General features: G+C 53.6%; 12 protein-coding genes. 4 read left to right on the top strand and 8 right to left on the bottom strand.

Going from position 1 to position 15,129, the window contains the following annotated elements; genetic code table 11:
* Nucleotides 1-255: 255 nt before the first annotated feature.
* Entirely contained in the window at nucleotides 256-2,676 is a 2,421-nt protein-coding gene (locus LBW88_RS25160) for a membrane-bound PQQ-dependent dehydrogenase, glucose/quinate/shikimate family (protein WP_224934641.1), read from the top strand.
* A gap of 81 nt (nucleotides 2,677-2,757) precedes the next feature.
* Here the strand turns inward: LBW88_RS25160 and LBW88_RS25155 are convergent, their stop codons facing one another.
* The 8 genes from LBW88_RS25155 to LBW88_RS25120 form a co-directional block, all read right to left on the bottom strand.
* Nucleotides 2,758-3,930 (bottom strand): Gfo/Idh/MocA family protein, encoded by a 1,173-nt coding sequence (locus tag LBW88_RS25155; RefSeq protein WP_224934640.1) that lies wholly within the window; start codon nucleotides 3,928-3,930, stop codon nucleotides 2,758-2,760.
* Nucleotides 3,931-3,940: 10 nt separating this feature from the next.
* A complete protein-coding gene (locus LBW88_RS25150) occupies nucleotides 3,941-4,993 on the bottom strand; it encodes a sugar phosphate isomerase/epimerase family protein (RefSeq protein WP_224934638.1) in 1,053 nt (350 codons plus the stop codon).
* 69 nt (nucleotides 4,994-5,062) lie between these two features.
* The gene (locus tag LBW88_RS25145) at nucleotides 5,063-5,989 is read right to left on the bottom strand and encodes a substrate-binding domain-containing protein (RefSeq protein WP_224934636.1); all 927 of its coding nucleotides are present in this window, start codon (nucleotides 5,987-5,989) and stop codon (nucleotides 5,063-5,065) included.
* 359 nt (nucleotides 5,990-6,348) lie between these two features.
* Nucleotides 6,349-7,464 carry a Gfo/Idh/MocA family protein gene (locus LBW88_RS25140; RefSeq protein ID WP_224934634.1) on the bottom strand — a complete coding sequence of 372 codons (1,116 nt, stop codon included), beginning with the start codon at nucleotides 7,462-7,464 and terminating at the stop codon, nucleotides 6,349-6,351.
* Nucleotides 7,465-7,474: 10 nt separating this feature from the next.
* Entirely contained in the window at nucleotides 7,475-8,470 is a 996-nt protein-coding gene (gene iolG, locus LBW88_RS25135) for an inositol 2-dehydrogenase (RefSeq protein WP_224934632.1), read from the bottom strand.
* Nucleotides 8,471-8,503: 33 nt separating this feature from the next.
* Complete coding sequence (locus LBW88_RS25130; protein ID WP_224934630.1) at nucleotides 8,504-9,496, bottom strand: hydroxyacid dehydrogenase; 993 nt, start codon at nucleotides 9,494-9,496, stop codon at nucleotides 8,504-8,506.
* A gap of 1 nt (nucleotide 9,497) precedes the next feature.
* Complete coding sequence (locus LBW88_RS25125) at nucleotides 9,498-10,316, bottom strand: HpcH/HpaI aldolase family protein (RefSeq protein WP_224934628.1); 819 nt, start codon at nucleotides 10,314-10,316, stop codon at nucleotides 9,498-9,500.
* A gap of 9 nt (nucleotides 10,317-10,325) precedes the next feature.
* The gene (locus tag LBW88_RS25120) at nucleotides 10,326-11,759 is read right to left on the bottom strand and encodes an NAD-dependent succinate-semialdehyde dehydrogenase (protein ID WP_224934626.1); all 1,434 of its coding nucleotides are present in this window, start codon (nucleotides 11,757-11,759) and stop codon (nucleotides 10,326-10,328) included.
* A 76-nt stretch (nucleotides 11,760-11,835) separates the two neighbouring features.
* Between LBW88_RS25120 and LBW88_RS25115 the strand changes: the two genes are divergently transcribed.
* The 3 genes from LBW88_RS25115 to iolD all read left to right on the top strand — a co-directional run bounded on the left by LBW88_RS25115 (nucleotide 11,836) and on the right by iolD (nucleotide 15,119).
* On the top strand, nucleotides 11,836-11,991 hold the full coding sequence (locus tag LBW88_RS25115; protein ID WP_224934624.1) for a hypothetical protein: 156 nt from the start codon (nucleotides 11,836-11,838) through the stop codon (nucleotides 11,989-11,991).
* A 195-nt stretch (nucleotides 11,992-12,186) separates the two neighbouring features.
* On the top strand, nucleotides 12,187-13,122 hold the full coding sequence (locus LBW88_RS25110) for a MurR/RpiR family transcriptional regulator (RefSeq protein WP_224934623.1): 936 nt from the start codon (nucleotides 12,187-12,189) through the stop codon (nucleotides 13,120-13,122).
* A 152-nt stretch (nucleotides 13,123-13,274) separates the two neighbouring features.
* On the top strand, nucleotides 13,275-15,119 hold the full coding sequence (gene iolD / locus LBW88_RS25105; protein WP_224934621.1) for a 3D-(3,5/4)-trihydroxycyclohexane-1,2-dione acylhydrolase (decyclizing): 1,845 nt from the start codon (nucleotides 13,275-13,277) through the stop codon (nucleotides 15,117-15,119).
* Nucleotides 15,120-15,129: the final 10 nt, after the last annotated feature.

Genomic DNA, 15,129 nt, shown 5'->3' with positions numbered 1-15,129 from the left:
CGTGCACCTGGATTGTCGATACAAACCATTGAATCAGGTGAAGGCTATTTATTAGCCCTGATTTTTACGCGTGTATTTTATAGTCCAATGGCCACTTTATTCAAAAACCTTAACTCCTTAATTCATTTTAAAGGAGCGAGCCCCTATGGGCCTTATTTATTCAAAAACTTTAGACAGGAAGCAACAAGAGCAATAACCGCTTTAAATACTCTCTTCTATAAAAGCTGGATTTTTTAACGCAAGGGTTAACTGAAAATGAAAAGTAGTACGTCAATTTTCACAAAAATAGTGGGGATATTTTTACTGATCCTCGGGCTGGCTTTAGCCGGTGGTGGCGCTTATTTAATCAGCCTTGGGGGTTCCTGGTTTTATTTACCCGCGGGACTGGCCATGGCCGTATGTGGCGTTGGATTTTTCCGCGCTAAAGCATGGACATTCTATCTGTCCTTAGCATTGCTGGTCTGCAGCCTCATTTGGGCATTTGCAGAGGTCGGTACCGATTTCTGGCAACTGGTTCCGCGCACCGTTGCGTTCCTTGTTGTATTCATACTGGCTGCACTATGTTCGCCCGTTCTCACCAATGAAGCTGGCCGCCCTGCTCTGCCTAAAATGGCATCGGTCATCGTTTCACTGGTCGCCGTTGTTTCACTCGTTGCTATCTTCGCTAGCATGTTCCGCGTACATCCGGAAGTGGAAGCGGATGCCAGCGCTGGCCCGGCAAAAGTTATCGACCAGGCAGCAGAAGACAATAGCGGTGATGACTGGACCGCGTGGGGCCGCAATACCCTGGGACAGCGCTTCGCACAGTTCAAGCAAATCAATACCACCAACGTCAAGGATCTAAAAGTAGCCTGGACCTATCGCACCGGAGACCTTGCGATTGATGGTGCTGAATATCAAACCACACCATTGAAAGTGGGTGACACGATGTTTATGTGTACACCGCTTAGCAAGGTGATTGCGATTGACGCCACAACGGGCAAAGAGAAATGGCGCTTTGATCCACAGGCTAAAGTCTTTGAAAGCGACAAGGGCTGGAAGCGATGCCGTGGGGTGGGCTATGCCGATCTCGACCAGTTGCCGGCTAATAACCAGACCCCTGGCGGAATTGCCGCGACGCCTGCTTCCTCAGCTGCGACCTGTCGCAAACGTATCATTGAAACCACCATTGACGCCCGCATCGTGGCGCTGGATGCCGAAACCGGAAAACTCTGTGAAGACTTTGGCAACGGCGGTTACGTCGATCTGACGCTGAACATGCCAGCTGACGCCAAAGGCGGCCAGCAGGGCAGCTATAACGTGACCTCCGCGCCACTGGTGGCCGATGGCGTGATCATGGTGGGAGGCCGTCTGAACGATAACCTCACCATTGGCGAGCCTGGCGGCGTGGTACGTGGATATGATGTGGTCAGTGGCAAAATTCTTTGGGCCTGGGATGCGAAACGCGGTGCCAGCGACAGCAGCCCGCTGCCAGCCGGCGAGACCTACCCACTTGAAACGCCTAACTTCTGGGGCACGGCCGCTTACGATCCAAAACTGGGCCTGGCTTATTTCCCGACGGGCAACCAGACGCCTGACTTCTGGACCGGCAACCGCCATCCGTACTCTAATGAGTATAACGATGCCGTCGTGGCCGTCGATCTGAAAACCGGCAAGGAGCGTTGGCACTTCCGCACCGCCAACATAGACCAGTATGACTACGACGTTTCCTCCCAACCAATCTTGTTTGACCTGCCAGGCAAAGATGGTCAGAAGACACCCGTACTCATTCAGTTGACCAAGCGCGGTGAAATCTTCGTGCTGGATCGCCGTACGGGTCAGCCAGTTATCCCGGTTGAAAATCGTAAAGTTCCAACCGATGTTATGCCGGGTATGCAGGTAGCCGATACCCAACCGTTCTCTGCGATTTCTGTCGGTACCACGCCGCTTAAAGAGAGCGATATGTGGGGCGCATCAATCTTTGATCAGCTCTACTGCCGTATTCAGTTCAAGCAAATGCGTAGCGAAGGGCCGTTCACTCCAATTACTGATAAACAACGTACGCTGATTTACCCAGGCTATTACGGTGGCTTTAACTGGGGTGGTGGCGCATTAGATATGTCGACTGGCACCTTGATCGTCAACGATATTCGTATGGCGCAGTGGGGACAGTTCATTAAGCGTGAAGAAGCCGATCGCCGCGGCCTGAAAGCCACGACTGAAGGTGAATACTCTGAACAGTTAGGAACCCCATGGGGTGTTGAACGCGGGATGTTTATGTCACCACTGGGCGTACCGTGCTTTAAACCACCATTTGGTTCTATGACGGCAATCGATCTGACCACCGGTAAAACCCGTTGGCAGGTACCGGTTGGCACCATTAAAGATGCACCGATTCATGGTGTTGCCCCAGGCTTGTCAATCCCTCTGGGTATGCCAACCATGGGTGGTCCATTGGTGACCAAAGGTGGCTTGACCTTCTTCCACGGTTCACTGGATTACTTTGTGCGTGCTTTCGATAACAACACCGGTAAAGAGTTGTGGCGTGGTCAACTGCCGGTTGGCGGTCAGGGCGCTCCAATGACTTACATGGGTAAAGACGGTAAGCAATACATGGTTGTAGTGGCAGGTGGTGCAACTCGCACCGGCACAAATGACAACCGTGGCGATTACGTTATCGCCTACGCGCTTCCTTGATCTTTATAACGAATCGCGGATAAAACTAAGCCGGGCATGCTGATTAAGCTGCCCGGCTTTTTTATTGATCAATCATCGCAATCAGTTGTATTTCGGTGTCTTCCAGACAGTGCCCTGTTCATGGCTGTCGACCACGGCTTCAACAAACGCCACGCCTTTCAGTCCGTCATAAATCTGCGGCACGACCGCACCGATGCCGTGAATCTCACGCTGCTGGTCACGCGCGCGCAGTGCTGAAGCAAAACCGCTGTACAGGTTAGTGAAAGCTTCGATGTAACCTTCAGGGTGTCCCGGCGGGGTGCGAGTGCGTGCTTTCGTCAGTTCAGACAGGTCATCCCGACCGCGTTTAATGATCTGAGTATAGCCTTCCAGCGCGGTAAAAATCAGCTCATTGGGCTGTTCCTGTGACCACATCAGGCTGCCCGTTTCGCCAAATACCCGCAGACGCAGTGCGTTCGAACAGCCAATGGCGACTTGCGATGACCAGAGTAGTCCGCGCGCGCCGCCTTCATAGCGAATCATGACGTGTGCATTGTCATCCAGCGCCCTGCCTTCAACGAAGGTGGCCAGATCGGCCATCACGCTTTCTGCTTTCAAGCCGGTCACGTAGCCCGCCAGATGATAGGCATGTGTACCAATATCGCCGATAGAACCGCCACGACCATTTTTCTTCGGATCGACGCGCCAGGCTGCCTGCTGATTGTTCTTCAGCTCCACACCGGTTGCCATCCACTCCAGCGGATATTCCACCTGTACGGTACGCACCTTGCCAATCAAACCCTCAGCCACGCGATGACGCGCTTCCATGATCAGGGGATAACCGGAATAGGTATAGGTGACGCCAAGAAAACCACCAGTGGATTTCACGACTTCTGCCAGGGCTTCTGCATCATCCAGCGTGGAAGTCAGTGGCTTTTCGCAGATAACATCAATGCCCGCCTCAAGAAAAGCGCGTGCAATCGGGAAATGAGTGAAGTTCGGGGTGCAAATGGCCACCACATCCACGCCATCTTCCCGCGCACTTTCAGCGGCAACCATTGCCGTGTAGTCGTTATAAGAGCGATCGGCGGCAATATGATTTTGCGCGGCGAAAGCGTGCCCACGTTCTGCATTCACATCAAATGCACCGGCGACCAGTTCGTATTCATTATCCAGGCGTGAAGCAAAACGGTGGATGCCACCGATGTACGCGCCCTCACCGCCACCAATCATTCCCAGACGGATGCGGCGCCCCTGCAGAGATGACTTACTCATAACTTTCTCCTTAAATTCCCAGAATTTTTTTGTTCAGTGACGGGTCGGCATACGACTTACAGAAGTCATCAAACGATTTGCCGGTGACGCGGATAATATGCTCGTCAATGAACTGCGCCCCTTCGCGCGCGCCGTCTTCCGCGTTTTTGAAGCAGCATTCCCATTCAAGCACCGCCCAGCCATCAAAATCGTAACCGGTGAGTTTCGAGAAAATGGCGCCGAAGTCGGTTTGCCCGTCGCCAGGGGAACGGAAACGTCCGGCGCGGCTGGTCCACGGCTGATAGCCGCCGTAGGCTCCGGTTTTACCGTTAGGGCGAAACTCGGCGTCTTTAACGTGGAAGGCTTTGATGCGCTCATGGTAGTGATCGATGTAGGTGAGATAATCGATCCCCTGCAGCACCAGATGGCTGGGGTCATACATGATGTGGCACCGTGAGTGGTTGCCGGTTTTTTCCAGGAAGCGTTCAAAGGTCAGCCCATCGTGCAAATCTTCCGTCGGGTGGATCTCATAGCAAAGATCGATGCCCTGCTCGTCATAAGCATTCAGGATCGGCGTCCAGCGTCGCGCCAGCTCGTTGAATCCTTCATCAATCAGCCCTTCTGGCCACTGCGGATAGGGATAGAGGTAGGGCCACAACAGGGTGCCGGAAAACGTCACGTGTTTTGTCAGGCCAAAACGGCGAGAGGCTTTGGCTGCCAGATACAACTGCTCTGTCGCCCATACCTGACGGCGCTCAGGATGATTGCGTACTTCCTCGGGGGCAAAGCTATCGGCGGGTAAATCGAATGCCGGATGCAGTGCCACTAGCTGGCCCTGTAAGTGGCTGGCAAGATCGGTAAGCGTCAGATCATGCTCACTCAGCACACCGAGAATTTCATCTACGTAGGTCTGGCTTTCCGCCGCTTTACGCAGGTCAATTAATCGCGTGTCCCAACTCGGGATCTCCACGCCTTTAAATCCTTTTTCTGCCGCCCAGCCCGCCATGCCTGCCAGCGTGTTAAAAGGCGCACTGTCTCCCGCAAACTGCGCAAGAAAAACGCCAGGACCTTTAATCGTCTTCATATCCACTCCCGATTGAAAAAAATGCACCTGCGACTGCACAGGTGCCAATGACACAGAAAGAAATCGTGCTTAGTTCGTCACAAACTTTTGGTAATTCTGTGGCGTGACCAACTGGAACGGGATGAAGTTAATGTCCTGCAGTTTTTCGCCTTTAGCGGCTTTCTCCGCCATATCGACAGCACCAAATGCCTGCGTTTTTGCATCCTGGAACACCGTCACCGTTAGCATGCCGCTTTTAATGGCCTGCAGACCGTTTGGACCTCCGTCCGTCCCGCCGACCAGAATATCTTTGCCGATATTCAGACCGTTGCTCTTGATGGCCATCGCAGCGCCGATCGCCATTTCGTCGGCGTTCGCGGAGAGAATGTCAATTTTCTGCCCGGTGAGGATCCAGTTATTCATCAGGTTCATACCGTCTTCACGCATCCATTTAGCGGTGTCTTCCAGCACCACGTGCATATTTGGATGCTTGGCGATCACCTCTTTCGCGCCCTGGGTTCTGAAACGAGTAGCATCGTTACTCAGCAGCCCTTTCATAATGGCGACGTTGACGTCTTTGCGATCTTTGACCATTTCCGCGAGATAGCCCATTTGCAGGCGACCCGCTTCCACTTCATCGCTGCCGATATAACTCACTCCGTTACCCATTTTTGAATCAGCTGGCATACGGTTGAGATAAATAATCGGAATATTGGCCTTGCGTGCCGCTTCAGACATATTTTTTGTGCCCTGCGTATCCACCGGGTTAACAATAATGACATCCACTTTGGCACTAATAAAACTTTGCACCTGGCTTAATTGTTTATCAACCGCGCCCTGTCCATCTTCAAACTGGACTTTCATATCGGGATATTGCTTAGCGTGTTCAATAATATATCCCCTCAGACGCGAGAGAAATACATCATCCATTTGGGCAATACTGACACCGACCTGAATAGCGAATACCGACGGACTGATAGAGAGGAGCGTAAGACAGAGTAAGATGATCTTTTTCATATTGGCCTTCCACAATAGTCGTTAACGTCAGCTTGATGCTGATATGATGATTTTATTATTACTGCTATTACGTAGGGTTGACTTCTACTGCTAATGATTATCGTCCCTGTCTATTTCGATAGCCTTCAATAGATACGGCACAAACGATAATGATTTATTGCATGGCTTTCCCATTACCAAAACCAGCATAATGGAAAGACAACACTCAATATTCGGGCACTTTCTAATATTAAATTAAGAACAATTGAAAGATGAGCGTTCTGAATTATTTCAGGCAGAGCAACTTTCTTTCAACTGAGCTATGAATAGTTGAGGCATCCAGCCTCGCAGGGGCGTCCTGCCTTCTCACCTCTACGTGATTACAGTGAGACCCAACTGCGCTCTTTTGAGGACACCAGCGAGGCGTCCACCAGCTTCTGGATCTCGTAAGCTTCTTTAAAATCTGGCCCAACCGCCTGACCGCGTTCAATTGACTGGATAAACTCCAGCATCTCTATGGTTTTAAGATCGTTAAAACCAATCTGATGGCCGGGCGCCGGGCAGAACAGCCCATAAGGCGCGTGTTCAGGACCCGCAACAATAGTGCGGAACCCATTGCTGCCTTCACGTTCGCTGAACTGGAATAACTGCAGTTCGTTAAAACGCTCCTGATTAAAAATCAGCGAGCCACGCGTCCCGGTGATTTCAAAACCCAGCTGCATCTTATGACCGGATGCGACCCAGTTCGCTTCGATATGCCCGGCACAGCCACGCGCAAACTTCACGGTGAGACGAGCGATATCATCCACTTCAACCGGCTTCAGGACGGTGGAACCCGCCTGTTCCGGACGGGCTTTTACCACTGTGTCCAGATCGGCAAACAGTTCGGTAATCGGCCCTAACAGAAAGCGCGCCATGCCCAGAATATGGCTGCCCAGGTCGGCTACCGCACCTGCACCACCGGTGGGATCAAGCCGCCACGACCACGGCACCTGAGGGCTGGTCATGAAATCCTCGGCGTGAATGCCACGGAAGCCGGTAATGTCGCCCAACTCACCCGCCGCAATCAGTTCTTTGGCGTGTTTGAGTAACGGGTTTTTGATGTAATTGAACCCCACCTGCGTGACCACGCCTGCTTTTTCTGCGGCGCGATACATCTCTTCGGCGATGGCACTGTTTGGCGCCAAAGGTTTTTCACAGTGCACGTGCTTACCCGCCGCAATCGCTGCAAGAGATTGTTCAGCGTGGAATCGGTTGGGCGAAGTGATGGAGATAACATCTATCTCGGGATCATCAATCAGGTCCTGCCAGTTTGTGGTCCAGCGCTGGAATCCGTATTGCGCTGCAGCCTTTTCAGCCGCAGCACCATCGATATCCGCCACGCTGATCAATACCGGCTGCACCTCACCTGAGAATGACGCGGCAGCACGCCACGCCATCGCGTGTGATTTGCCCATAAAACCGGTACCGATTAATCCCACTCCAAGCTTACGCATCGTCTTCTCCTTAGTTGAGCTTCACTACCGCATGCGTATCCGCCGACAACTGCGCCGCGTCTGCCAGTCGTAACGCCTGGCAACCGTCAAACACAGTGGTGGGCAAGTCAGTGCCGTCTTTGATCGCACTGATAAACGCCTCCATTTCGAGACGATAGGCATCGGTGTAACGCTGCATAAAGAAATTCAGCAGCGGCCCGCGCGTCTCTGTTTGTTCAGCGCTGTAATGGCGCACGGTGGTTTCGCGTAAATTGTCATTCAACAACATGCCCGCTGAACCAAACACTTCCATACGCTGGTCATAGCCATATACCGCCTGACGGCTGCAGTTGATTTGACACTGTTTGCCCGACGCGGTACGCATCTGCACCATCACCGTGTCGTAGTCACCGAGCGCCTCCAGCGAGGGTTCAAACAGGCGGCTGCCGACGGCGAAAATCTCGGTGGGTTCCTCTCCCAAAATCCAGCGAGCGAGGTCGAAGTCATGGATCACCATGTCGCGGAAGATGCCGCCGGAGGTTTGCAGATACCCTAACGGCGCCAGACCCGGATCGCGGCTGCAGATCATCACCTGATGGAGATCGCCGATATCGCCTCGCTGAATGCGCTGTTTGATTTCAGTGAAACCCGGATCAAAGCGGCGGTTGAAGCCCAGCATGACTTTTTTACGCTGTTCTCCTAAGGCCTCTTCCGCTGCAACCGCTTTGCGGATATCCAAATCAACGGGCTTCTCACACAGCACCGCTTTACCCGCTTTGGCGGCGGCCAGCATCAGTTCGACGTGGGTGTTCGTCGGCGTGCCAATGATCACAGCATCAATGTCAGGATTGCTGATGGCCTCAAGCGGATCGGCGATGGCGATGCCGCCCCAGGTGGCAGCCAGTGACTGCGCGTTGCTAATAAAGGGATCGGCAATAGCAACCAGCGTAGCGTCTTTGTGGCGCGCGACGTTAGCGGCATGCACTTGTCCGATACGGCCGGCACCGAGAATGGCGATTCTGACCATGACATACTCCAGTAGAGAGGTAATTTATTGTTGTTAAGGTAATTGGTTCATCAGGTCATGCAGGGCGAGCACCTGCTGATTAACCACCAGTTTTGTATCCAGACTGCCGTTAAAGAAGTTGACGATGTTTTCCGCTGCGGACACTGACATACGCATCGCCGCTTCCTCCGTAAGACCGGCCGTGTGCGGCGTGAGGATCAGGCGATCGCTGTGCTGCAGCAGGGCCGCGTTCAGGTCCGCCGGTTCGGCTTTCAACACATCGAGTCCGGCGCCACCGAGGTGATTTTGTGAGAGTGACTCAGCCAGCGCATTTTCATCGACGATCCCACCCCGTGCGGTATTGATCAGCATGGCGCCGGGCTTCATCAACGCCAGCTCTTCGCGTCCAATCAGCGGCTTTTCACCGCTGAGCGGTAAATGCACGGTGACCGCATCAGCGTGTTGCAAACCCGCCTGGATATCGGTCACGCGACGAACATTCTGCTGCTGGAAAACCTCATCCGGGAGATAGGGATCGTACGCCACCACGTTCATGCGGAAGCTCTGTGCCAGTCGTGCCACTTCCCGGCCAATACGCCCAAATCCCAGGATAAACAGCGTGCGGTGCGCAATCTCAACCGCTGAGAAGCTGTTGCGACGGTTCCATTCCCCTGCACGAATGCCACTGTCGAAATAGGTAATGCGTTTTGCCAGAGCCAGCAGCATCGATAGCGTATGCTCAGCAACCGACAGCGAATTCACGTCACCCACAATCGTCAGAGGGATGTTACGTTCTGTCAGGGCTTCAACATCCACGGAGTCATAACCCACACCATGACGCGAGACGACTTTGAGGTTGGGGGCAGCCGCAATTTCCTTTGCCGTCAGTGGCTGAGTGCGAATCAGCAACGCATCCGCATCCGCCAGATAAGGGGCATAACTCTCCACGCTGACCTCTTGTACCTGAGTCAGAGTGATACCTTCTGCCTGGCGTAATACGGCCAGCCCGGCTTGATGAATTTTTCCCGCGACCAGTACATGTGGCATATCAGTATCCCCCTGTCTGCGTGGAACGCTTGTCTACTGATTGGCCTTCATTCAGCTCTCTGAACTGCTGGATGCTGGCGGTCGCCGCTGAGCGCAATAGCTGAACATCGTTGGACACGGTTACCAGATCAAAGCCCCACTCCGCTGCCTTAGCGGCATACGCGGCTGAACCGTTGTGCAGTCCCGCTTTTTTGCCTGCCCGATGTGCGACATCAACAATGTGTTTGATGGCATCGACGATTTCCGGCTCGTCACGATCAAATCCGGTACGGTATTTTCGTCCGGTCAAACCGAGGGTCAGATCCGCCGGGCCAATGTAAACGCCGTCCAGACCCGGCGTCGACACGATAGCTTCAAGATTGTCGAAGGCTTCTGCCGTTTCGATCATGGCAAAGCACACCACGTGATCGTCAGCATACTGGCCGTAATCTGCGCCCTCCGAGATGGAGACACGCGTCGGGCCAAAACTGCGGCTGCCGGACGGGGGATAGCGCACAAACGAAACCAACTGCTGTGCCTGTTCAGCGGTATTTACCATCGGACAGATCACGCCCCAGGCGCCCGCATCCAGTGCTTTCATGATGATGCCCGGCTCTAGCCATGGCACACGAACCATCGGCGCGACACCGCTGGCGCGCATGGCCTGCAGCATGGTTTTGGCTTCGTCATAGCCAACAAAACCGTGTTGCAAATCAATAGTCAGTGAGTCATAACCCTGCTGAGCCATAATCTCGGCGCTGAAGGTATTACCGATGCTCAACCAGCCGTTCAACACGGTTTTATTGTCATTCCAGCGCGCTTTAATGTTATTGAGTTTCATCCCTGCTCCTTACACAACGATCTGGGCTAATTTGACGTTCATATAGTCGTGAATGCCTTCGCTACCGCCTTCACGTCCCATTCCGCTGGCTTTGATGCCGCCGAACGGCACTTCTGCCGCTGCCAGCGCATAACTGTTAATGCCCACCATGCCGGATTCGAGTTTTGCCACGGCTTCGCGAATACGCGCCGGATCGCGGGTAAAGGCGTAAGCGGATAACGCATAGGCAGAGTTGTTAACACGTGCCCACAAATCTTCGTGGTCAGTAAACGAAGTGATAGCGGCAATAGGGCCAAAGTTCTCTTCGGCAATCGCCAGTGCATCGTCTGGTACGTTGGCCAGCACGGTGGGGGCATAGAAGTAACCGCCATTGATATCAAGGCGATGGCCGCCCGTGACCACTTTTGCCCCTTTATCACGTGCATCCGCAACGATGGCCTCAATCGCCTGCAGGCGACGGGTATTGATCAGCGGCCCCATGCCGGTGCCTTCTTCCTGGCCGTAGCCCACTTTGATTTTGCTGGTGCGGCTGGCAAACCCTTCAACAAAGGCCTCATACAGGCTTTCGTGGACATAGAAACGATCAGCGGTGACACAAACTTGTCCGCAGTTGGCGAATTTCGTCGCCACGGAGAGATCCAGCGCTTTTTCGAGATCGGCATCGTCAAACACAATCACCGGCGCATTACCGCCCAGCTCCATGCTCAGGCGTTTGATGGTCGCGGCTGAGTCGCGGATCATCTGCTGGCCAAGCTGGGTTGAACCGGTAAGAGAGACTTTTTTCACCACCGGCGAGGAGATTAACGGCTCATAGGTATCTGCTGTCGGCCCCACCACCAGATTGGCCACCCCGGCAGGAATGCCGGCTTTACGCAGACACTCAAAGATCAGCATGGCGGAACCCGGCACTTCATTAGAAGGGCGCAGCACCACGGTGCAGCCTGCTGCCAGCGCGGGGGCCAGTTTGCGTGCCACCAGCACCACCGGGAAATTCCATGCGGTAAAAGCGGCAACCACACCCACGGCTTCATGGGTCACTTCACAACGACCACCCGGTACGCGGCTCTCAACGACACGACCATAAATACGGCGCGCCTCTTCGGCATGCCAGACGAACTGATCGATGGACAATTCCCACTCACGCTTAGCCTGAGCCACCGGCTTACCGCTCTCTTTAGAGATGGTGATCGCGGCGTCAGCAGTGGCCGCCACCATTTCACGTGCAACAGCCTGTAATAAGTCTGCGCGCAGCCAGGCCTGGGTATTTTTCCAGCCGTCAAATGAACGTTCAGCACAGGCCAAAGCCGTTAAGGTATCCTCAGTCGAGGCCGCGGGAATCGTTCCCAGCAGCTGCCCATTACCCGGATCAGTCACCCGAATCGGTTCCTTGCCGTTACCGTGGCACCATTTGCCATCAATAAACTGTCCAAAATTGTCGTACATGGTTAACTACTCCTTTGGCATCTAAATCGGGCCCGGCGAGTTCGCCGCATTGGCCTGAATGAGCGGGCGATGGCTGATGAAACTCTTTGCTGTTACTGAGCAAGAGGCTCATGCAAGCACTGATGATTGCAATAGTAGGATCACAGCAATAAAAATTGCAATATGGGTGCGTCGTGGATTGAATCGCCAAAAATGTGATTTTATTTTGATAATATTCAACGATTTAAAATGATGACGAATATCTTGCAGCAGTGGAGGACATGAAATTTAAAATGAATTCTTAGAGTGCTATCACAAAAATCACGAAGATATTTTCCATCGCTGCAGCGAATGGGTTAGAACTAATTGCATGGAAGTTCTTATTGCAATTTTTATTGCGAAAGACAGTTGAAATTGAGAAAGGCAATGCTTCAGAGGTGTGCCGAACATGACGAAAGTAAGCAAAATTAAGTCGGCTGCCCCTCCCTTGCCGCACGAGTCCTATGAGCAAGTCGTTAACGATATTTCGGAACGATATGCGAAGTTATCTGAACGACATAAGCAGGCGGCGCGTTACATCACGCAAAACCCGAACACCGTCGCGCTCGAGTCGATCAATGCGGTAGCCGCAAAATGTGGTTTGCACCCTTCCGTGCTGGTGCGCTTTGCCCAGGTTTTTGGCTACAGCGGCTTTAAGCAAATGCAGAGCGTGTTTCAGTCACGTCTGGCCACCGCTGCACCGGGCTACAACGAGCGTATCAATGCGCTGGAAGCTGATTTACAGAAGAATGAACAAAAAGGCAGTGCCGGTTTCCTGCAAAGCCTGGTGATCCGTGATATCGCAACACTGCAGGAGTTGCTGCAGAACGTGACGGAGGATGACCTCGATCATGCCGCCAGCCTGCTGAAGGACGCTGACACCATTTATTTGATTGGTCAGCTGCGTTCAGAACCGATAGCGATGTTGCTGCGCTATCTGTTCACAATGCTGAATCGCAGAGTGGTTCTGCTCGATGCCGCAGGCGGACTGGCGCCGCAGATGGCAAAAAACATGCGCGACAATGACGTGCTGATGGCCATCGCCTTCCGTCATTACGCGAAAGAAGTTATCGCGATAGCGGATGAGGTGCACGCCAGAGGTCTGCCGATTATCGCCATTACCGACAGTACGCTGTCGCCGCTGGCGAAAAACGCGCGGGTTTTATTCACGGTGCCGGAAGAAGAGTACAGCTTCTCACGTTCACTGGCCGCGCCGGTTTGCCTGGCTCAAAGTATAGCCATGGCGCTGGCCAGTGCGCTGCATCCGGAAAAAACGCAGCCGCGCATTGAAACGATTACAGAACGGGAACAGGCAGATTTAACGCGTAAACGCTCCCGCGCTTAATAGGTAACAACGTTATCTCTTATCCCTTATTGGGGAGGGATAACTGCATGCTGAATTTGCAACTTTTATTGCCATTTTATCCATCAGGCAAATAACGTTGTTGATAGAAACCATGATGCTGTTATTAGCGTCCCATAAGAGTGAGTGACATTATGGCTACCATTCGTTGCACAACAGCTCAGGCAATTGTTCGCTACCTGAGCAATCAGTTTACGGAAGTTGACGGGAAACGCGTTCCACTGTTTCCCGGGGTCTATGGAATTTTTGGCCACGGCAACGTGACCTGTCTGGGTGAGGCGCTCGAAGCCGTACAAGATACGTTGCCCACCTGGCGAGGTCAGAATGAACAGTCGATGGCCTTTGCCGCCGTGGGCTTCGCGAAAGCCATGGTGCGTCGTCAGATTATGGTGGTTACGGCATCCATTGGTCCGGGCACCACCAACCTGCTGACCGCTGCGGGTGTGGCGCATACCAGCCGTTTACCGGTATTGATGATTTGCGGTGACAGTTTTGCACGCCGTGTGCCGGATCCGGTGATGCAACAGGTCGAGCATTTCAATGACCCTACGCAGACCGTCAATGATGCATTCAAGGCCGTCACCCGTTACTGGGATCGCATCACCTGGCCTGAGCAGATTCTTTCCTCCCTGCCGCAGGCAGTCGCCACCATGCTCGATCCGGGTGACTGCGGCCCCGCGTTTATTGGTGTATGCCAGGACGTGCAGGAAATGGCCTATGACTATCCGGAAGCCTTCTTCCAGCCTCGCGTTCACAGCATGCCGCGCCCACGTCCAGATACGCAGCTGCTGGCGCGTGCCAAAGAAACGTTGCTGCGGGCTAAGCGCCCTCTGATCATTTCAGGCGGCGGCGTGCGTTACTCGCAGGCTGAACAGGCGCTGGAGCAGTTCGCCCAGGCGCATGGCATTCCGGTGGTTGAAACCATCGCCGGTAAAGGCGCCCTGACCCACGATCATCCGCTGCATATGGGACCGGTCGGCATCCTGGGCTCGACCTCAGCCAATGACCTGGCAGGTAATGCGGATGTAATTATTGCGGTAGGCACCCGTCTGATGGACTTTGTCACCGGCTCCTGGACGGTATTCGATGACAACGCGCAGTTTATTGCCTTAAACGCCGCGCGCTTTGATGCGCACAAACACCGCGCCATTCCGCTGGTATGTGACGCGCGTGAAGGCCTGACTGAGCTGGATGCGGCATTGAGTGGATGGAAAGCAGACAGCAGCTGGCTGGAGCGTGGTCGCAAAGCCTTTGCGGGCTGGAATGATCTGATTGCATCGCGGCAGGAGCGAACCCAAACCTCTGACGATCCCACCTACGCACAGGTTATTGGCGTAGTAAACGCCCAGGCAGCGCCTGAGGATTACATCATCAGCGCTGCAGGCGGCTTACCCGGTGAGCTGGTGAAAGGCTGGAAGGTGAAAAATCCAGGCACTTTTGACTGCGAGTTTGGTTTCTCCTGTATGGGTTACGAACTGTCCGCAGGTTGGGGTGTGGCGATGGCCGAACAGGATCGTGACGTGTTCGTCATGATTGGCGATGGCACCTACATGATGATGAATTCTGACATCTACTCCAGCGTGCTCTCGGGCCATAAATTCATTCTGATCGTGTGTGACAACGGCGGCTATGCGGTGATCAACCGACTGCAAAATGCCAAAGGCGGCGCATCCTTTAATAACTTGTTGAAAGACTGCCGCGTTCAGGAACCGTTCCACGTTGATTTCGTTGCCAATGCCCAGTCAATGGGTGCACTGGCCCGCAAAGTGAACTCGCTCGATGAATTGCAGGAGGCGATTGTCTGGGCGAAAGGCAACGATCGCACCACAGTGATAACGCTGGCCACGCATGCCTTTGACTGGACACCGGGTGATGCCTGGTGGGATGTCGGGGTGCCAGAGGTGAGCGCCCGCGAAAGTGTTAATCAGGCCCGCGAAGAGCACGTTGCCGGGCGTAAAAATCAACGCGTAGGCATTTAACAGGAGTATT

Source organism: Pantoea sp. alder81, from assembly GCF_020179835.1.
GTDB lineage: Bacteria > Pseudomonadota > Gammaproteobacteria > Enterobacterales > Enterobacteriaceae > Pantoea.
The sequence above is the reverse complement of the archived record's forward strand: the minus strand, read 5'-3'. Positions and strand labels throughout refer to the sequence as shown.

What these genes read in the sequence shown, in the direction of transcription:
- LBW88_RS25160 (WP_224934641.1), top strand. Translation starts at nt 256, where the DNA reads ATGAAAAGTAGTACGTCAATTTTCACAAAAATAGTGGGGATATTTTTA.
- LBW88_RS25155 (WP_224934640.1), bottom strand. Translation starts at nt 3,930, where the DNA reads ATGAGTAAGTCATCTCTGCAGGGGCGCCGCATCCGTCTGGGAATGATT.
- LBW88_RS25150 (WP_224934638.1), bottom strand. Translation starts at nt 4,993, where the DNA reads ATGAAGACGATTAAAGGTCCTGGCGTTTTTCTTGCGCAGTTTGCGGGA.
- LBW88_RS25145 (WP_224934636.1), bottom strand. Translation starts at nt 5,989, where the DNA reads ATGAAAAAGATCATCTTACTCTGTCTTACGCTCCTCTCTATCAGTCCG.
- LBW88_RS25140 (WP_224934634.1), bottom strand. Translation starts at nt 7,464, where the DNA reads ATGCGTAAGCTTGGAGTGGGATTAATCGGTACCGGTTTTATGGGCAAA.
- iolG (WP_224934632.1), bottom strand. Translation starts at nt 8,470, where the DNA reads ATGGTCAGAATCGCCATTCTCGGTGCCGGCCGTATCGGACAAGTGCAT.
- LBW88_RS25130 (WP_224934630.1), bottom strand. Translation starts at nt 9,496, where the DNA reads ATGCCACATGTACTGGTCGCGGGAAAAATTCATCAAGCCGGGCTGGCC.
- LBW88_RS25125 (WP_224934628.1), bottom strand. Translation starts at nt 10,316, where the DNA reads ATGAAACTCAATAACATTAAAGCGCGCTGGAATGACAATAAAACCGTG.
- LBW88_RS25120 (WP_224934626.1), bottom strand. Translation starts at nt 11,759, where the DNA reads ATGTACGACAATTTTGGACAGTTTATTGATGGCAAATGGTGCCACGGT.
- LBW88_RS25115 (WP_224934624.1), top strand. Translation starts at nt 11,836, where the DNA reads ATGAAACTCTTTGCTGTTACTGAGCAAGAGGCTCATGCAAGCACTGAT.
- LBW88_RS25110 (WP_224934623.1), top strand. Translation starts at nt 12,187, where the DNA reads ATGACGAAAGTAAGCAAAATTAAGTCGGCTGCCCCTCCCTTGCCGCAC.
- iolD (WP_224934621.1), top strand. Translation starts at nt 13,275, where the DNA reads ATGGCTACCATTCGTTGCACAACAGCTCAGGCAATTGTTCGCTACCTG.